The organism is Paenibacillus sp. FSL L8-0663 (genome assembly GCF_038008125.1).
In the GTDB taxonomy this organism is placed as follows: Bacteria; Bacillota; Bacilli; order Paenibacillales; family Paenibacillaceae; genus Paenibacillus; species Paenibacillus polymyxa_D.
This window is the reverse complement of the sequence record NZ_JBBOYM010000001.1, coordinates 2,769,179-2,789,274: the sequence shown is the minus strand read 5'-3', so window position 1 is coordinate 2,789,274 and position 20,096 is coordinate 2,769,179. Positions and strand designations below refer to the sequence as shown.

The 20,096-nt window shown below is 43.2% G+C and carries 13 protein-coding genes and 1 pseudogene; 2 read left to right on the top strand and 12 right to left on the bottom strand.

The annotated features are described in order from the left end of the window. Nucleotides 1-6 precede the first annotated feature (6 nt). Nucleotides 7-1,209, top strand: a complete 1,203-nt coding sequence (locus MKY75_RS12045) for a Ger(x)C family spore germination protein (RefSeq protein WP_029515314.1) — start codon at nucleotides 7-9, stop codon at nucleotides 1,207-1,209. 28 nt (nucleotides 1,210-1,237) lie between these two features. Next, on the top strand, nucleotides 1,238-2,329 hold the full coding sequence (locus tag MKY75_RS12040; RefSeq protein WP_029515315.1) for a GerAB/ArcD/ProY family transporter: 1,092 nt from the start codon (nucleotides 1,238-1,240) through the stop codon (nucleotides 2,327-2,329). Between the two features lie 7 nt (nucleotides 2,330-2,336). Here the strand turns inward: MKY75_RS12040 and MKY75_RS12035 are convergent, their stop codons facing one another. The 12 genes and pseudogenes from MKY75_RS12035 to MKY75_RS11980 form a co-directional block, all read right to left on the bottom strand. After that, complete coding sequence (locus tag MKY75_RS12035; RefSeq protein WP_340885429.1) at nucleotides 2,337-3,974, bottom strand: glycoside hydrolase family 13 protein; 1,638 nt, start codon at nucleotides 3,972-3,974, stop codon at nucleotides 2,337-2,339. 63 nt (nucleotides 3,975-4,037) lie between these two features. After that, nucleotides 4,038-4,931 (bottom strand): carbohydrate ABC transporter permease, encoded by an 894-nt coding sequence (locus MKY75_RS12030; protein ID WP_029515317.1) that lies wholly within the window; start codon nucleotides 4,929-4,931, stop codon nucleotides 4,038-4,040. A 13-nt stretch (nucleotides 4,932-4,944) separates the two neighbouring features. Further along, nucleotides 4,945-5,859, bottom strand: a complete 915-nt coding sequence (locus MKY75_RS12025; RefSeq protein ID WP_039274897.1) for an ABC transporter permease — start codon at nucleotides 5,857-5,859, stop codon at nucleotides 4,945-4,947. Nucleotides 5,860-5,921: 62 nt separating this feature from the next. Continuing rightward, nucleotides 5,922-7,658: a sugar ABC transporter substrate-binding protein gene (locus MKY75_RS12020; RefSeq protein WP_340885428.1), complete on the bottom strand. Its 1,737-nt coding sequence runs from the start codon at nucleotides 7,656-7,658 to the stop codon at nucleotides 5,922-5,924. Between the two features lie 323 nt (nucleotides 7,659-7,981). Further along, nucleotides 7,982-9,640, bottom strand: coding sequence for an extracellular solute-binding protein (locus MKY75_RS12015; RefSeq protein WP_318628318.1), 1,659 nt, complete (start codon nucleotides 9,638-9,640; stop codon nucleotides 7,982-7,984). A 47-nt stretch (nucleotides 9,641-9,687) separates the two neighbouring features. Then, nucleotides 9,688-11,094: a response regulator transcription factor gene (locus MKY75_RS12010; RefSeq protein ID WP_340885425.1), complete on the bottom strand. Its 1,407-nt coding sequence runs from the start codon at nucleotides 11,092-11,094 to the stop codon at nucleotides 9,688-9,690. 2 nt (nucleotides 11,095-11,096) lie between these two features. Further along, on the bottom strand, nucleotides 11,097-12,803 hold the full coding sequence (locus MKY75_RS12005) for a sensor histidine kinase (RefSeq protein ID WP_029515322.1): 1,707 nt from the start codon (nucleotides 12,801-12,803) through the stop codon (nucleotides 11,097-11,099). 388 nt (nucleotides 12,804-13,191) lie between these two features. Beyond that, nucleotides 13,192-13,524, bottom strand: a complete 333-nt coding sequence (locus tag MKY75_RS12000) for a hypothetical protein (protein ID WP_029515324.1) — start codon at nucleotides 13,522-13,524, stop codon at nucleotides 13,192-13,194. 259 nt (nucleotides 13,525-13,783) lie between these two features. Beyond that, a complete protein-coding gene (locus MKY75_RS11995; protein WP_029515325.1) occupies nucleotides 13,784-14,491 on the bottom strand; it encodes a response regulator in 708 nt (235 codons plus the stop codon). Then, complete coding sequence (locus MKY75_RS11990; protein WP_340885423.1) at nucleotides 14,484-17,180, bottom strand: sensor histidine kinase KdpD; 2,697 nt, start codon at nucleotides 17,178-17,180, stop codon at nucleotides 14,484-14,486. The genes MKY75_RS11995 and MKY75_RS11990 overlap by 8 nt, the downstream gene beginning before the upstream one ends. 315 nt (nucleotides 17,181-17,495) lie before the next feature. Further along, a pseudogene (locus MKY75_RS11985) lies at nucleotides 17,496-17,612 on the bottom strand (hypothetical protein); the annotation flags it as partial. 207 nt (nucleotides 17,613-17,819) lie between these two features. Continuing rightward, nucleotides 17,820-19,892 (bottom strand): starch-binding protein, encoded by a 2,073-nt coding sequence (locus tag MKY75_RS11980; protein ID WP_340885420.1) that lies wholly within the window; start codon nucleotides 19,890-19,892, stop codon nucleotides 17,820-17,822. Between the last annotated feature and the right edge of the window lie 204 nt (nucleotides 19,893-20,096).

Genomic DNA, 20,096 nt, shown 5'->3' with positions numbered 1-20,096 from the left:
AGATCAATGGTGCGGCAATTAAGAGTTAGTTATGTTCTGTTTATTGCAGGGTTATTACTTACAGGGTGCGTAGATCGTACAGAATTGAACGAATTAGCCATCACAACAGCAACTGGAATTGATGGCCATAAGGGCGACTGGATCAATACCTATCAAATCATAATTCCATCAGCTATGACGACTGGATCAGGTGGTTCTTCCACCGGGGCATCGCAAAGCGCTGTACATACCTTTTCTACACATGGAAAAACATTGAGAGAAACCGTTACGAAGAGTAGCCTGGAATACCCGCGTAAACTATATTTTGCCCAAAATAATATACTCGTTATTGGAAAAAAAGCAGCAGAACAAGGCATTGAAGAGATTATTGATATTTACCTCCGCAACCTTGATTCACGAGAAACTGTAAAAGTATTCATTGCCAACGGAGAGGCTCGTGATTTTTTAAAAAAGCTTGTACCACCAGAGAAAATTCCTGGTCAAGCTTTAGAAAAGATTATAGAAAGAGATAGCAAATTAGGATCAATCTACCCCGCAATATCCATGTATGAATTTATTTCGAAAATTAGCTCCGATAGTGGCGCAGCCGGAGTTCCAGAAATATCTCTTGAGGGTTCAGAGCCGGAGAAACTAAACTCTGTTGATGTTTTCAAGGAAACCTCCGCCAAAAGTAAACTCAAGTTATCGGGTTTAAGCATTTTTCAGAAAGACAAGAGAGTCGGCTTCCTAAATGAAAAGGAAAGTATGGGGGTTTCATGGTTAAACAACCAGATTAAAAACACTACTGTAAACTATGTGGATGGAAATGTTACGTCCGCTTTCCTCATCCGGAAAGCCAAGATTAAGGCTACGCCAATCAAGAATTTAAATCATTATTACCTAAACGTTGACGTTAAAGCTACCGGTGATCTTCTGTCAGCCTCTTCCCAAAGAGAAATGAAAAATATGCAAAGTACACATCAATTGCAGATGCAAGCAGCAGAAACGATCAAATCGCAAATTCAGGAAGGCTGGAAAGCCTTACAGCAAAAGAATATCGACCTTATCGGTATTGGAAATAAAATTCATCACAAGTATCCAAAAGACTGGAAAAAAATAAAAGAGACGTGGCCTGGAGAGTTAGCAAACATGGATATAAAAATAGATGTAAAAATGAAGCTTGCACGTCCAGGATTATTCGAAAAATCTTTTAACGAACTGTTGAAATGAGATAAACAGGGAGAGGTGAATTGAAGCCATGCGTCAAAATAAAATCCGAGTATCCGAGTTGATCATTTGTATGTCTTTATTTGAAGTTGGAAGTACAACTTTGTTTTTAATGGGGGCTGAAGCAAATCAAGATGCTTGGTTAGTCATGTTGATAGGAGCTTTAGCAGGACTACTTCTGCTAAAGCTCCATCTTGTTATTCACTATCAAGATCCTGAATTAGATTTGTTCATGTTGTTTCGCCGTTACACTGGGAAATATGTGGGCACACTCATCAATTTACTTTTTGTGATGTATTTTACATATGAAGCTTCTCGGAACATACGCGATTTAGGCGAGGTGACAGTAATGACTTTGCTCCGCCAAACCCCTTTGTGGATCATCATCTTGATCACAATCGTGGTTGTATCCAACACGGTTCGTTACGGCTACAAAGCATTTTTCTTATTTTGCTTGTTCCTTTTCCCTTTTTTTGTACTTGGATACGCCATAATTAGTATATTAATTCCGGCAACTGGTCTCTTTCACTTGGAAAATTCCCTTCCAGTTTTAGAGGAAGGATGGAAACCCATATTTAAAGCCGCTATTCCTGAGCTTATCTCCTTTCCATTCGGACAAACTGTGTTATTTCTTGTATTTTATCCGCTTGTACATAAAGGCCGGAATCTCACAAAACCCGTTTTCTTTGCCTATATAATGACCGCACTTGCTCTAACATTTGTTAATCAATTGGATATTTTTGTTCTCGGACCCAAGATCGCCGCCAATAGCACACTTCCTCTTTTGGAAACCGTTCAGTTGATTGAATTAGCAGATCTGTTCGAACGAATGGATGCCCTTTTCACCTTGCTTCTTTTTCTTGGCTTGATCATCAAAATGTGTTTATTTTTTAACGGTGCAGTGATAGGACTTGAAAAAATAACCGGAGTCGGATTTAAAAAATGGATTCTTCCCCTTGCTGCACTTATTTACGGGCTTTCTTTTCTGTCGCCTAACTATACTCATCACATGGTAATCGGTCGAAAATTTGTTCTTAATTCCTGGTTTCCTATTTTTCAAATTCTTCTCCCTTTGTTACTATTTGTGGTTATTGTCATCAAAAAAAGAAATCTAAAAAGCTGAGACCTTTTCATTTATGGAGTGTATCGATAAGGTACATTCTCGCTTCATAAGGGCGCATTTCTATTTCAAACATGTTACTTGGATAATTGGATATTAGCAGCTGCTTAGTCTCTGCCAGCTCTTTCTGAAGTGGGAGATGGGTTGTGTATTTTTGAAAATTACATACTACAAGTAGTTTGGCTCCTTTCAGCGTTCGAGTGTACGCGAACAAATCTTTATTCTTGGGATATATCAGCTCATAATCCCCATATATGATCACTTCATGATCTTTCCTTAATCGGATTAGTTTCCGATAATAATGGAATATGGATTCAGGGTTATTTAAACTTTCTTGTGCATGGATGTCCTTATAATTCGGGTTTACTTTAATCCAAGGATTCCCTAATGTAAAACCAGCGTTGTTGGAAGCGTCCCACTGCATTGGTGTTCGAGCGTTATCACGACCCTTTGCAAAGACTGACTCCATAACTTTGTCTTCAGGGTATCCTTTCTCAATTCTATCTTTGTAGAAATTTAGTAACTCAATATCCCGATAGTCTTCAATTGGATATTGAACATTCGTCATTCCTAATTCTTCCCCCTGATAAATGTATGGTGTGCCTCGCATGCCATGAAGAAGGGTTGCCAACATTTTAGCCGATTCTATCCTGTATTCTCCGTCATCTCCCCAACGAGAAACGATTCGGGGTAAGTCGTGATTATTCCAAAACAAACTGTTCCAGGCATCCCCCTTCAGCTCTGTCTGCCATTTAGACAACACTTTTTTTAATTCTAGAAAATCTAGAGGCTTAAGATCCCACTTCCCTTTCCCCGCTTGTTCGTCCAAACTAATATGTTCAAATTGAAATACCATTGAGAACTCACTGCCGTCCGGGTTGCTATACAATTTGGCGATCTCTGGCGTAGCGCCCCATGTTTCTCCAACCGTCAGCAGGTCTCCAGCTTTTTGAAACGTCTCCTTGCTGAGTTCCCTGATATACTTATGCAGATTCGGCCCGTTGCTGGTAATTTTCAAATCTGGCTCTTTTCCGATTAAGTCAATTACGTCAAGTCGAAAACCGCCTACACCCTTGCTTATCCACCAATTGATCATTTCGTAAATCTCTTGTCGGACTTTTGGGTTTTCCCAGTTGAGATCCGACTGTTTTACAGAAAAAAGATGTAAATAGTATTGTCCTATCTCGGGTACCCATTCCCATGCTGAACCACCAAAGATGGAACCCAAATCGTTTGGTGGCATTCCTTCAACGCCATCTCTCCAGACATAGTAGTCATGGTACGGATTTTCTTTACTTTTTTTTGCTTCTTGAAACCATGGATGCTCATCGGAAGTATGGTTTAACACCAAATCCATTATGATTCGAATGTCACGTTTCCCAGCCTCATGAATTAACATCCCCATATCATCCAAAGACCCGAACATCGGATCAATATCCCGATAGTCCGAAATATCATAACCAAAATCATCCTGAGGGGATTTACAAACTGGTGATAGCCAAATTGCACCGACACCGAGTTGCTGCAAATAGTCTAGACGGGAAACAATTCCTTTCAAATCGCCGATTCCATCACCATTACTATCTTGAAAACTCCGTGGATATATCTGGTATACAACGATTTCTTTCCACCAATTTTTATTTTCCATTGTTCATTACAACCCTTCCAATCACAAATAGTATTTTTATCTTAATCAAGTCACATCATACAATTACTCTTTTACCGATCCTACAACAATTCCAGTCACAAAATATTTTTGAAGCAGCGGATAAATGAGCAGTAGCGGGATGACAGCGACTACGATTTTTGCCGCATTTAGATTTTTGTTTGAAATTTCAGTCAGGTTGCTGAGTTGTGCTGAGTTGGTGCCGGATTGAAGAAGTTCGGCAATATTCACGTTAAGGGACTGAATATAAGTCATTAGCGGATAATTGCTGACTTGGGTCATATAGATCAAACCGCTAAAGAAATCATTCCACGTTCCCACGATACTGAATAGTGCTACCGTCGCCAGCGCAGGGATGGACACGGGAACATACACTTTGAACAGGACCTGGAGCGGATTCGCCCCATCGATGAATGCTGCTTCTTCTAGCGCCTTAGGTACAGCAGAGAAGAAGTTCATGACAAGGATGACACTGAATATAGGGACAGCTCCCGGTAGAACAAGCGACCAAATTGTATTAAGCATATCGAGGTTTTTGATCAGTAGATAACTCGGGATCATCCCGCCGCTGAACAGCATGGCAAAAATCATGACATTCATATAAATGTTTCTACCCCTAAATTCCCTTTTCGACTTGGAGAGCGGGTATGCCATTAAAATAATAAGAATCATGTTGAGAATAAGTGTGAGCACAACACGTAGAACAGATATGCCAAAGGAACGCCAGAACTGAGCATCATCGATAATTTTCGTATACGCTGCTGTTGTAAAATTGACCGGTACGAGACCTACAGCATTAGCTGACACGGCCTCGCTGCTGCTGAATGAAATCGCAACGATATTCCATAACGGAAGAAGGCAGATCAATGCCAGAAATATGACGATGGCATTGATGACAAACCGGCCAATTCGATCTTTTAGGCTTACAGAATATGACATAGGCTTTGCCTCCTTAGAATATTTTTCGGTCGGTGTATTTCTTGGCCAAATGGTTGGCGGACAATAGCAAAACAATACCGATCACTGACTTGAACAGGCCAACAGCCGTACCGAAGCTATACTGTCGCCCAACGAGTCCAATCCGATATACATAAGTATCCAGAATATCTCCCGACTCATAGACAACCGGATTATACAGATTATAAATTTGATCGAAGCCGGCACTCAAAATATTGGTCAGACTCATCACTCCCATGAGCAGGATAATAGGCAGCATACCTGGCAATGTAATATGCCATACTTTTCTCCACCAGCTGGCTCCATCCATTCCTGCCGCTTCATACAGACCCGGATCAATCGAAGTAATTGCAGCCAAATAGACGATGGAACTGTAACCGAACTCCTTCCACACGTCTGTCCCAATAATCAGCGGCTGGAACCAGGTGTTGCTGCCGAGAAAATTAATATTCTCCAGACCGAAAAAAGCCAAAATTTGATTCACAATTCCATCCAAACTGAACATGTTAACAACCACGGATGCTAGAACTACCCAGGATAAAAAGTGTGGCAAATAAACAATTGTCTGTACGGATTTTTTAACGAATTTGATGCGGATCTCATTTAACAAGATGGAAAAAATGATAGCCATCATTGTTCCCAATAGAATCTTGGCAATGGCAATCACCAACGTATTACTAAAAACCTGTGCGATGTCCGGCAGCTTAAACATATAAATAAAATGCTTCAGCCCTACAAATTTGGAGCCAAACATCCCCTTGGCTGGTATATAATCCTGAAACGCCGTAATGACACCGACCATCGGAACATAGCTGAATACCAGTAAAAATAAAATCCCCGGAAGCATCATCAAATGATACATGGCACCCGTGCCCAACCGACCTTTTGCTCTCTCATTTCCCTGTTTCATGGATGGACCCCTTTCCTGAAGAAAGGCTGCTTATCGCAGCCCTTCTAGCAGTTCATGATTGTTTATTTTTCGGATGCAGCCTCGTCTTCAATTTCCTGAATTACCTGGTCACCACCTTGTTTCTTCCAATTGCTAACGAAAGTATCGAAGTAATCCAGAGATTCTGCACCAGTCACGATTTTGATGAAAGATTCCTGCTCCATCTTAGTCAGATTAGCCCATGTCTGTTTCATGCTTGGTGTAGTGCCAGAGAAAGCGGGTGTCATCCAAACGAATTTGTTTTCCCGTGTCAGTTTGTCGATGAGTCCCACTCCGTTGATACGCGAGTGATATTTCGCCCAGGCTGTTACGTTATCCGTATCCATATCGCTCAAGTAGGCTTGAATACTTTTAATATTGTTCTTTGATTCTGTCGTCCGGACCTGATCCAAACTAATCTCCCCTTTAATCCCGCGAACAATGTCAGAGTAATCATCCAGCAGCGAGGTAGCCGAGTTGACTTCAATATTAAAAGGTCTGGTAGAACCGTCTACGCCGTTCTCTTGATACTTGGCGGCTTCTGGCATAGATGTTTCCACATTTTTATCATTTGCCAATTTATCGTAGAAAAGGTTTACTATTTTAACGGCGAGTTCCGGGTGTTCATATCCTTTTCTCACAACGATAAACTGATTAGCTGGATTGGCGTGTGCCACGTTTACCTTTCCGTCTGCATCCTCCAAAGTGTAAGCCGTGAATTTCGCATTCTTATCCATCTGCTTCACGCTGCTCAGACCCCAGTCAGGAATATGCCATGGTCCAAAAGCAATACCGCTTTGGCCGTTGGTGTACAGTGCCGTAATATCATCAAATGTGCGTGTTCCAAATTGCGGGTCGATGAGGCCTCTCTTGAACCAATCTGCCATGACGCCTAACATCTGCTTGGTTTCCTTAGTTGTCGAGCCATAAACAATGCTGCCGTCCTTCCCCTTCAACCAGTATTGAGGGAATGCACCCTTGGTGGAGGCAACTCCGAGCATGGTATAGGCAGAACCATTATAGTCACTTGTATTCAGGGTGTTCACAAAGGGAATACCTACCGGTTTCCCGGATTGTCCAGGATCTCTTTTCAAGAATTCCTCGGCCGTTTTCTCCACATCATCCAGTTTGATGGCCCCGTCTCCGTCTGCGTCAAGTTGGATTCCCAGTAGATCCAGCCAATCCTGACGAACCCAGACCATGGTTGGCGCGGAATCTAGGGAAGTAGCCGGAAGTCCCATTAAACGTCCATCTATCGTCGCACTGTCCAATGCACGGCCCTCATAAGAGTCGTATATGTTCTTGATGTTATCTGTGGCATACTGCTTGTAAATTTCCGTCATATCTTCAATCAGATCATTATCAACCAGTTCTTTGAGTTCATCCTTGGAATCAACACGCATCATGTCAGGCAGTTCTCCAGAGGCGATGGCGAGAGAAACCTGACGGCTGTAATCTTCTCCGTTGGCTTCAAATTGGTCTTTAATCTTAGCGTTAAACTTTTCTTTGACCAGCCGAGTATACGCGTTGTTCTCATACGTATCTCCAGCCGGCAGTTTCGGGTTGGCTGTAGTCACACGCCCCATCGTTACGGTTATTTCGTCTTTATAGGCACTGAATGGGTCTCCCGGTGTTGCCTCATACTTGCCCGCTTCCTCCGCAGTGGGAGGGTTGGAGGAGCCCCCACAGGCTGCAAGGGTTGAAATCACCAGGGCAGACATCGACAGCGCAGCCAGACGTCTCGTCAACAATTTGCTTTTTATGAACCATTTAGTTCTCATCACATTCGATTCCCCTTCGTTCTGAATATTTCTCTATCATTGTTGTTTGCGCTTTCATTATAAAGCTCGGAGAAGACAAATCGAGATAGGGATTGAACGTCTGTTTGGATAGAGAAATGTATGCGGTTTCATTCGGGATCAAAAAGCCAAAGTTGGCTTGTAAGCATTTATCCTACCTACCGACATACATTTGTCTATCCTTACTTACTAATCAAAGTGAAGAACAAAAAAACCGGCAGCTCCTGAAACAGGAATCGTCGGCTTGATTAATGGAATTATAAAAGTGTCTTATAGAATTTATCGTATCACATTCATGATGGTCTTCAGCGATGGTTATGGAGTGCAGTCACCTCCACAGTCACTTGATCGCCCCCTTGTTTCTTCCATTCCTCGACAAATTGATCAAATGAATCGGTCGGTTCAGCGCCTAAAATAATTTTTAAAAATGTATCATGTTCCAGTTTTGATAGTTCACCCCAAGCCTTCTCCATCGTTGGAGTTCGTATATAGGTAAGGCTTCGAACTTTATGGATGTTTGGATCGAAAAAATTTCTTCCGCCTACTAGAAGCGAATAACCCCGCATAAAGCTGTTGCTGTGTTCATTCCAATAGGAAATACCATATTGATCATAAGGCTTCAATTTGGTTTGTTTTATTGTCGAAACCAAATTTTCCAGCAATTTGTATTCAGACTTGTCCTTGAAATCGGCGGGTGTTTTGGTTCCCATCAGAATATCCTGCGCGGCCTTTGTTTCAAATCGTGCTTCATCTGTCGGAGCTAAGAAATTGCGGCCCAGCATAAAACGCGTACCGTACTTGAACTCATCACGAAGGTACAGATTGTTAATTTTTATGATCGCTTCGGGATGAGCATATCCTTTTCGTACCACCAAGAATGAACTTGACGGATTATCCACCTTCACATGGTATGCACCGTTTGCATCCAGTGGGAGTGCGTATGCTTGCCAGTTCGCCTCCGGCTCGTTCTGCCAAGCGCTCGGAAGGGGCCAGTACCCAGCATAAAAACCTTGAAAGAACATCCCCGCCTGACCGTTAATAACTGTTTCTTCCGCTTCTTTGCGGAGACCCAGTTCTGGATCGAGAAGGCCTTTGGCGTACATTTCACGCAGTTTGACCAAGGCGTCCTTCGTTTCCGGTAGAACCGAACCGTATACAGGTTTTCCATCTTTGCTCAGCCAATATCCCGGAAAAGATCCATATGCTGCGAAGATTGGCGTTAGATCAAAAGAAAAAGCACTGTTGTTGAAATCGTTATACAGTCCAGTGCTTGAAGCAAGGCCAATCGTATCCCGCTTACTGTTTCCATCTGGGTCATTCTCCACAAAGGCCTTGGCGATAGCTTCCAGATCATCTACCGTTTTCGGCGGTTTCAGTCCAAGACGGTCCAGCCAATCCTGTCGAATCCAGAGCATGCTGAAGTCTTCCGCTGTCACAGAAGGAACAGCCATTATCTTGCCAGCGAAGGTCACTTGTTCCATAGCCAATCCGTTTGTGCTATCAATAATTTTTTTTATTTCCGGTGATGCGCTGCTATTGTATGCCTCGGTTAGATCTTCAATTTCACCAGCCTTGATCATCTCGTTCAGCTGCAGCTGATTTACAATCATGGCATCCGGCAGATCATTGCTGGCGATAGCCAGGTCGATTTTCTGACTCAGATTTTCCTTCGATACCTGCCATAATACCTGGACATCAATGTTAAGGTTTTGTTTAATCACCGTTTTCCATATATTCTTCTCAAGTGTTTCTCCTCCAGAGAGATCCGCGCCTGTTGGGTCTACCGCATATCCCAGTCGGATGGAAACGGGATGTTCATATTTCCCAAATGGATCGGCAGCGGCAGTGTCCGAGATTGTTTTCGTTGGTCCCATTGGCGATTCCCGGAAGTATGGTTTGCTGAAATATACGGTCACTGCAATTAAGCTGACGACAAGAACACATGCAGCCATCTTCTTAATCATCGCTTTCCCCTCTTTCGCCCGGTTTATTGGTCATCTGGGAGAGTACGCTATTTATCCCCTCTGCCGAGGTGTCGATATTCGCTTGGTAGCAGACCTGTCAATTCGCGAAAAATTCGGCTGAAATATTTTTCATCCGTATAACCCACTCGCTCCGCAATCCAGAAAATCGTGTTGTTTGTATTCAATAAATACTCTTTAGACTTCTCTATTCGTATAAATCGGGAGTACTCATTAAAGGTTTTCCCCATCAGATCCTTGAAGCATTGACTGAAATAGCTTCGGCTGATGTTCAGTTGCTGGGACAGACCTGAAGCTGTAAAAGCTTGGTCCAAATCATTGTGCATGATCATAATCGCTTTTTTCACGGCGTCTACAATTTCCTGTGAATACGAAGTCTGTTCATCTGACTTACGAATGCCCTCAGAGGTCTGCTTGATCCACTCTTCTACCTCGTACCAGGATTGAAAAGAATGGATCATTGAGATTCTACCCAGCGTAGTCTGGGCAAAAAGGTGATTCCATTCCATAACTATAGAGTATAGCAATCCCATCAGCTGGCCTTTATGCAGTCTTAGTGATTTGAGCTGTTCAATCAGTTGGTTGTAGTAACTATCGTTGTGGGTCCATGGTGATAGGAACCAACTTTGCTTAATACGATCCATGTCTTCATCCTTCGGTTCTATTGGAAAAGAGTCCTCCACATCCATCGAAACGGCAATGACAGGATCAAAAGGGTTGTATGCATAGAATAAGGACGTTTCTGTATAATTCATAATCCAAATTTGGATTTGCGACCATGTTCGGTCTTGTACATCGGATATAACCAGTAAGGCGCCTTGGGGAACTTGATCCAGGGATTCCTTCAGTTTATGGAACAGCTGATCCTCTACGTCCATGGGTGCCGTCCACATCCAGCAGTTCCGTTCAACCTCCCATCGGATCTCGTCTACATTGGATGTCAGTTCAATCGGCCAGCTCTGTCCTGACTTGCGATCCAGTGAAACAAGTGCATACACATGGCGATAATGGACATTGGTCTCACTTAGCAGAGGCAGCTTTCGTCTTGTATTCGCCAGTTCGTCAATCCGAGCATGTATTCGATGCAGCACGTGTTCGAATTGCTCCTTCTCGAGCTGAACTTTGGCTATATAGTCGATGGCTCCAAGTCTGAGCGCTTCTTGGATATAATCGAAATCTTGATGCAGTGTTAATACGACAATATGTAGTTCTGGATAGAGCTGCCTTGCAGCTCGCATCAGTTCAATACCTGACATCACCGGCATCGCGAGATCGGTCAACATCAGATCGACCGGTTGGGCTTTCAGAAAATCCAGTGCTTTCAACCCGTTACTTGCTTCTCCTACAACCTCCATATTGAACTCGTTCCACGGCATCGCAGAGCTTATTCCTTTTCGTACTAATTTATCGTCATCCACTATCAATACCTTAATCATCCTCAGACATCTTCTCCTTTGATAGGAAGTATGAGCAGTATACTTGTCCCTGTACCCAATTCACTTTCGATCACCAGTTGTGCTTGATCTCCGTACTGTGCCCTCAACATGCGGTGGACATAATTGAGTCCAATGCCCATCCCTACTTTTTTATGTTCAGTTATACGATTATTCAGAAGTCTTTGAATCGCTTCCTCGGTCATGCCTGCTCCATTATCCTGTATTAAAATATTCAGCGTTTTAGCAAGTGTAACTTCAATTTGAATAAAACCTTCGTCACTCAGTCCATGATAAAGTGAATTTTCAACCAACGGTTGCAAAATAAAACGAGGCACAGGTATTTGAAGCACTTGATCATCCGCTGAAATACGTACGTCAAATTCAAAGTCATATCGAATTTGCTGCAGGATTAGGTACTGTCTTAGCGCATCAATTTCCTCTTCCATCGTGGATACTTGCCCTAATTTACCCAAATTGTAATACAACAGCTTGTTTAAGGATTGCACCAACTTGTCAATCTCCCCTTGTCCGTTCATGACGGCCAGCCAGTGCACAGTATCCAGCGTATTCATCAGAAAGTGAGGATTGATCTGATATAACAATTTTTCCACTTCCAAATCTGCACGAATCTTCTCTTTCTGCTGCACTTCCTTGAACAGGTCGCCGATTTGATGCTGCATATTTGAGAATTCCCCCAATAGAAAATCAAACTCGGGAATTTGAGTGCGGGTCTGGCTGCCTGCCTTTTGTGGATTCTGAGACATTCCGTTAATTTCCGAATGGAACAGACCTAATGGTTTGTAAACCATCTTCCACAGAAGCCAAGCCAGAAATACGGTAAAGCCGAGAAAGAATAAAGCGACCAGTAATATTTGAAGCAACCACTGGTTTTTCTCCTGTTGATACTTAGCCTGCGAAATTACCGATATGACGCTCCAATTCTGACTGGAGTCCTCCTTAAACCAATGGTAATCACGGGATATTCCATCTTTTGCAGTACCTTTCGATATGCTGGAAAAATTCTCTCCGACCTTCATCGCTTCTGGAATTTCACTGTAAACAATGTTGCCCTCACCATTCAGGATTAAATGCGATAAAGCTCCTTTGTATTGATTGTAACCCAGTATATCCTGTGTAAGACGAAAGCCGGATTCGATGTAAATATATACATCGTCCCTTTGAGGCAGCTGTACCTTTCGCATAGCAGATAAAACAAGCTGATCATCAAATCGGTTCATACTCATATGGGGACCATAGTACGCAATGCCATATGATTTGGAAAGCACAGGCAAAGACTCGGGAGAAAAACGATCTTTGATGGGAAAGTTAGCGAACTGTGTAGTGCCTTCTTTCTGGAAATAGTATAAGGTCAGACCTATATTCGGATTAGTAAACGTTACGACATTTAACTCATTCTTTAATTCATCTCTAGCCTCAATCAATTCAAATATATTGGAGGAAGGCTTCAAGACTTCATCCAGTTTTTTGCCTAATGTACCACTATAGGATAATTGCTGAGTAACATGATTCAGATTGGTAATTGAATTTTCCAGTGATGAAGTTACCTGCTGTAGATTGCTCCTAATTCCATCATTGATTTTATTCGCAAAAATGGAATCAATAGTATAGTAAGAAATTGCAAATATACTGATAAAGGGAATAAACGCGCTGAGAAAAAACAATAAAAAGATTCTTTTTTTAAGTGTCATTCCGACCCATTCTCCTTAGGTAAATGAAAGAGCAAGCTCCTGGTTATGAAGCTTGCTGTTTATGAACAACAGCTCTATCAATTATCGTCTTCCTCATAGGCAGCGACCTATTTGAAAATTGGCGACATCTTAATCCGATTCAGATTGAAAAAATCAGGATACCTCCATCTCGGGGAGGTCCAATTCTGTTCATAATTATAGATTGATATTCAAATATGTCAAACGCTTTCATGGAATTCATAGAACTTATTCTCTCTTCCTCTTTGCATACAGCAACAAATAATTTCTCTCCTTCACTAAGCACTTGTAGAAATTGTTCTCTGGCCAAATTGGGAGCAAACACCAGTAACGCGGCCTAACGATTCATATTTTTCCTTCTTACTAACGTTTAGCTGTAAACCTCTTGTTCCAGCACCCGATTTACAGCCTTGATAAAGGCAAGATAACCACCATCGGTATCGTGCCGATGAGGAAGAGCCAAAAGCATTGTCTCTTCAACCTGGTTATCGTCTAACTCATAGCTGTTTGTCAGGATTTCTCTGATCTCATCGACGGGTGTACCGAGAGCAAACTTCTGAGCTGCTTTATAGATATCATAGTTCTCATAGATATCCTTCCGTGTCACCTTCTGCAAATCGATAAAATCATATATTTTTTTAACGAAATACAGCACCGCCAGCACAATTGAGATCAGACCCGCAATTGTTAAAATTTCATTCATTCCCCATACCTCTTTCCCTTTCCACTCAGTTGACAGCTTAGCCGATGAAACAGACGAACATGGGAGTGCCCATCTCACATGCCAAACCTCTTTATCCTCTCTACTTCCGAATTCAGCGTAACATTTTCACCATTAGTTTAGGATTAGGGTTTTCATATAGGTATAAAGATCACCTTAAGATTTAGATGACAGATGAAAAATAAAGAGACCATGCTCCAAAAGAGCATGATCTCTAATTACATCATTATAATATGATTACCTAGCCATCATCTCCAACCTGAAGCATACGATAACCAACTCCGATATGTGTTTGAATAAACTTAGTTTGTGATGATGTTTTTTCTATTTTTTTTCTCAGCGTTGCCATAAACACACGCAGGGCAGGAATGTCATAGCTGTGGCTGCCCCAGATTTCATGCAGAATAAAATTATGGGTCAGTACTTTGCCTACATGTTTTGCCAGCAGGCAAAGCAGTTTATATTCGCTTGGGGTCAGATGAATTTCTTCTTCACCAATCCATACGCATCCTGCTGCATAATCAATTCTCAAATTTCCATTAATAAAGCTGGAAGCATCCTTCAGGAGCTTATCACTGTCATTTCGAATTCTTCGTAAACTGACTCGAAGTCTGGCCAGCAGTTCTTCTACACTGAAGGGCTTTGTTAGATAATCGTCCGCTCCAGCATCCAGCGCATCTATTTTATCCCGATCTTCGCTGCGTGCGCTGACCACGATAATAGGCATATTCGACCATGCACGAAGCTTTTTTATGATATCTACACCGTCCATATCCGGCAGCCCCAAATCCAGAATCATTAGGTCCGGCTGCTTGGATACTGCTTCTAAAATCGATGCTTCCCCTGTTTCAGCCGTATGGTATTTATAACCCTGTGTCTCTAGGGTTGTCGTAATCAGCTTGCGGATGGGTTTATCGTCCTCCACAACAAGGATAAAAGGTTTATTCATGAACATTCACTTCCTCAGCTTGCAGGGTAAAATAAAAAGCCGTCCCTTTAGGGACATTATCCTTAACACCAATAGTACCTCCATGAGCATTCACAATTGATTTGCACAGAGAAAGCCCCAGCCCTAATCCACGGCGTCCGTCCCCATGAATGTTGTCTGCCGTATAAAACATCTCAAACAGTCTGACCTTGACTTCTTCTGAAGAAATACCGGGGCCATCATCTGAGATTTCTACAACGACTATATGTCTTTCGTGTCTTGCGGAAATCGTGATGTGAGAGCCATCTTGGGTATATTTGATTGCATTATCAATCATATTGATCAATACCTGAACAATAAGTCGGGAGTCCATTCGAGCCATCATCAATTCATCATCCAATTCCGTCTGAATGACATGCTTCACACTGTTGCGATTCACATGAAGCAGAGCCTCCGAAATGACTTCCTCCATTAATTCTGCCTGAAAATTAAGATTTAGAGTACCACCTTCGATTCGACTAATGGACAGCAAATTTTCTACTAAATTGATCAGCCACATGGAATCGTCATATATATCCGTATATAGGCCTTTTTTTTGTTCCTCGTTTAGTACCTCTGAGTTTCCAAGAAGAATCCCCGCATTGCCTGAGATGCTGGTAAGAGGAGTGCGTAAATCATGAGAAATGGACCGAAGCAGACTGGCACGGAGTTGCTCCTGCTGGATTTGCATGGAGATCTCTTGTTGTCTTTCGTTCAGTTTTTCTTTCTCCAGCGCCAGCGCGCATTCTCCCAGCATGGCAAGCATTAGGCTATTTTCAAAAACTTCTAAAGGTTCTTCCTCATCCATTACAATAGCTGCCACCGCAAGAACCTGATCTCCTCCACGCACCGCATGATATAGACACTTAGCGCCAAAAAAAGTATCCGTCGTAGCTCCTGCACGCTTGTTGTTTTTATATACCCACTCTGCAACTGCACGTTCGTAGCCTCCTGTGTAGACCCCTGGATCAACTGCAGATTCTTTCTTTGGAAAAAACTGCGGCGCCAACAGTACCCCTTGGTCAACTGAATAGAAAATGACCATTCTGTCCAACAACTTCACCATTTGATGCGCCATTTCATTAATAATAGCCGGAGAGTCTTTGGCCTGTTGCAATTTCCGGCTTGTTTCCAGAAGCACCTCGGTACGGTAAGCTTTTTGAGCGGATTGCCGAGCCTGCTCTCTTACTCGCATAGTTAGTGTACTCGTCATGAAAGAAGCAGCCAGCATGACCAGAAAGGTGACCGGATAGCCTGAATCATAAGCCTGTAAAGAATAATAAGGCTCGGTAAAGAAATAATTAAACACAAGTACACTCATAACCGAAGAAATGGCGCTATACATTCTGCCCTTGGTCACAATTGCATTTAACAATACCCCTAGAATGTACACGGTGATAATGTTAGCTTCTCGGAATTCCAAATACTTAAACCACAAGCCAATAATTGTGCACACAGCCAAGATAACAATGGTCTTGATAGTATCTGCCAACGACAGCATTGGGTATTTTTCGTAAAAAGGCAATCTTTTATATAAGAAGGACTGAGTATAGGGGATAATATAGATTTCAATATTAGGAAGCAAGGCCGTTAGTTTATCCATTACATTGGATTTTGCAAGCCCTCTCCTCTTGTAAGGGGAGCGTCCTAGGACAATTTTCGATACATGGATTGTTTTGACATATTCGGCAATCTGTCCTGGAATATCGTCTCCATACATCGTTGCGATTTGTGCACCCATTTGCTCAGCCAGCCTAAGGTTTTCCCTTAACTCCGCTTTATTTTTTGATGTCAATTCTCTCGCTTCTGGTGTTTCCACAAACAACGCGGTGAAATGACCATGAAAAGCTGCCGCCATTCTTGCTGCTGTTCGGATCACTTTCTTATTGGAAGCAGCCGAAGACAGGCAGACCAGAATATGTTCTTTCGTATCAGATTCATTTGTTATCGCCTGCTCACTGATTTGCTCCGCAATTCGGTTTAACTGACTTGCTGTATTACGCAAAGCAATTTCACGTAGAGCCGTCAGCTTCTCCTTGGTAAATAAATGAGCCTGTGTATTCTCCCCCTCAGGATAAATCTTTCCCCTATTCAAACGTCCTATTAAATCATCCGGTTCAATATCGACTAATTCCACCTGATCAGCACTGTCAAATACACTGTCCGGTATGCGTTCGTCAACGGAAATGCCAGTAATGGAGTAAACAATATCCGTTAGGCTTTCGAGCTGTTGAACATTCATCGTCGTATATACATGAATTCCTGCGCGAAGAAGCTCCTCGACATCTTGATATCTTTTTTTATGTCGGCATCCTGCCGCGTTGGTATGGGCCAAATCGTCCAATAATATAAGGTCAGGGCTTCTCTGGAGCGCTTGGTCCAGATCAAATTCCTTAGTTGAGGATTCTTTATTTGAAATTTTGATGTAAGGAAGAAGTTCAAGTCCTTCCAACAGCGCCGCAGTGTATGGCCGGGCATAATGTTCAATATATCCAACTACGATATCTATACCCTCTTTTCGCTCTTCGTGGGCGTCGCTAAGCATCGCACAGGTCTTCCCAACACCTGGTGCATATCCAACATAAACCTTCAATCTTCCTCTTCTTTTCCTTAGCGGCAAGTCAGTAATTTGATCAAATATGGACTCGGCATCGTTCTGTTTTGCTGCCATCCTGTGCCCACCCTCTATTATATATCTCTCAATCCTTAGTATATCATGGGCAAAATCAGTACCGTATTACGAATTTGCCTACAGCATTAAGATTGTATTAAGATCCGTTCTTATGTAATAACATCCTTAAAGAAGCCTCAAAATCCTGATTCTATACTAGCTTTCTCAGTGGAAGGATAGCAGCAAAATAATATAAAAAACTTTCTAAAGCTGGCTAAGTGCGAACTTAAATAAGTTTCAGTTTTTTTGAAAAGCCTATACAACAAAAAAAGCCGCCAAAATAGCGACTTTTAATAGGACTATGTTCTTGTCCCTCGACAAATGCTGATCTGAACCGCCAAGCTCAATATTGCATTCCAAAACGACCGAGCCGCAACCTTGCATTAGCGGGTAAAAGAATTCATGCAATGAGATAGGTTTCCCAAAAGCCATTCATACAAGCCGCTCCCCTGGACCTCCCGACCCAGCTGTATTTTCTTTCTTGGAAGTCAACATCTTCTCGCTTGGGCTTTGTGCTTTGGCGAAAGTATAGCTATTGTTCGTTTTCCCTATAGCGTTGCTTGCTGTCACTTTCAGCGTATAGCGGGCACCGGGCAGATCGCCCGTGCCTATCGTTAGTAAAAAACCGCCGTTCAGTCTCTAAGTACCACTGTCGACATCGGTGTAATTGAGCGTGATTTCCTGACTATCCCCTTGGAATGTTCCTTCCGGTTTATCGATCGTAACCGTCGGTTTTGTCCCATCGGGATTTTGCGGAGTAATCCGTCCTTCCTTGATCCATCTCTCGCCACTTACGGCATATCCAGGCATTTGCGATCCGGGTATCTGATTTCCACTTGAGTTGAATATGACCTTCGCCTGCGTCCAGTCCGGGGCTCTATACACATACCAGCCGTTGCCTTCATTCTGCATGGCCACGCCCGGCCAAGCTGAGCCTTCCCTGAGCGGAGTCACGGAATCATCGTAGTAGTAGATGTTCGGTACTCCCCAGCCGGAAGGCTTGTAGAAATGAACGGTCATGCCCGAGCGCGGTTCCTCCTTTGTATACCTGAACATCTTCTCTGTTTGACCAGACAAATTCGCGGCGACTATTTTCAGAACAAACGTCGATCCGATTGGAGTTCCAGCGCCAATGCTGACCATATCTCCCGAACTGAACGGAGTCACCGGCCCCCCGTTCAAAGTGTACGTTGCCGAGTCTGCATTGGAATAGTTCATTCTCACGTTAACAGAATCTGTGAAAAAGGCTCCTTCCCCAGGATCGACGGATACTGACGGAGTTTGTTGCGCTGCGCTATACAGTACGGCGATCCTGCCTCCGTCCAGATGGCCGGTAATTCTGCCGTTCGACACCGTAAACGATCCACCGCCATTGGCCTTGTTCTGGTAAACGCCGTCCTCCAGTCTGGTAGGGGAGTTGATTTGAGCATTGCCTCCAAGATTCACAATCGTCATGCCTTTGGTTCCGCGTTCAACCTGCATAATTTGATTCCCTTGCGTCCTAATGTATTCGTCTTGACCTACCATAGCATTGTGGAACTTGTTAATGGCAACGACGTCCGGGTCCTTCCAGAGCGTATTCCCCGCATCGCCGAGCCGATTCGCAAATTTCCCACCTCCTGTCGGTCTGTTGAAGAACAGAGAGGTCGTCTCCGCCCGGGAGGCGATGATTGCCCATCCCATTTTGATTTGCCAATCGTTCAACCCCGTCGATTCGCTGTTGTCGTTGGCATAAGTGTCATGCGATTCGACCCAGGTAACTAATTTGGAGGGGCTTACATTATTAGCGTTAAAAGATTTGGCCGCATCAACATTGATGCCACCGTGATAACCAACGGCGCTTCTGACACTGTCCCCATAGCTGGAGGCGGCCAAGCTGAGGTAATTGGCATAGCCGGCAAAGTTGTCAGCTCCACCTTGAAGCACTTCTCCGTAATTAAACAGTCTATCTTTATTGTTTAACGAACCCAGTACCCGGGGCCAGAAGTTGGAGCCCCCCGGATCGTTGGGTAACTCAATATGCTTGGCGGCGTCGAATCTGAAGCCGTCGGCGCCCAAGGAAATGGCGTCATTCAGGAAGCCGATAATGATATCTTGCAATTCCTGATTAGACGTGTTGAGGTCGGGCAGACCAATTCCCCACTGTGTGACTTGCCAACGGTCATTCCAGTTTTCCACACCTCTAGCCTCATGCCAGAAATAGCTGTTATTCTTGATTGCCGAATCAACATTATGCGCCGGCTGATACTGCTGATTTCCACCGCCCGCATTCCCCGTATGATTGGCGACAACATCAACAATGATACTTATGCCGTATTTATCCGCTTCCTGGCAAAGCTGTCTGAAATCATCCCTGCTTCCCAATTGAGAGTTGCCGATTTTAAAGTTGATGGGCTGGTACAAAATCCACCACTTGCTGCCTTCTGTCAACCCTTCCTTGCTGGCTTGGATTGGCGAAGTTTGCACCGCTTTAAATCCCGCCTGAGCCAGTTCCGGAAGGTTCCTGGTGATGTTGTCAAAAGACCAGTTCCACGCATGAAAAATAAGACCATCCTTCGTTCTTTCCGGGAGTTCGTAGTTTGCGACAGCCGATAGCTTCGCATCCGAACCTCCTAACTGCCGAACATCGGCATTCGCCTGTGCTTCGGGAGTAAAGCCATTCGTTTGCAACAACAATACGACAAAGAGAACGATACTCCAGGTACGCCTCAAGATGGGGCTTGTCTTCCTCCTCATACTAAACTCTCCTTTTAAATTTTATTTTACAACCAACCTCTCTTGAGAGATTAGGAGTAAATAAAAGAGGGCAAAACAACATGTATACGCTTCCAAAAAGGGCAATCGTTTGCACATAATTGAGCTCAACGACATGATTTCATTTATTTGACAATTTGTCAATGCTTATATTAAAGATAA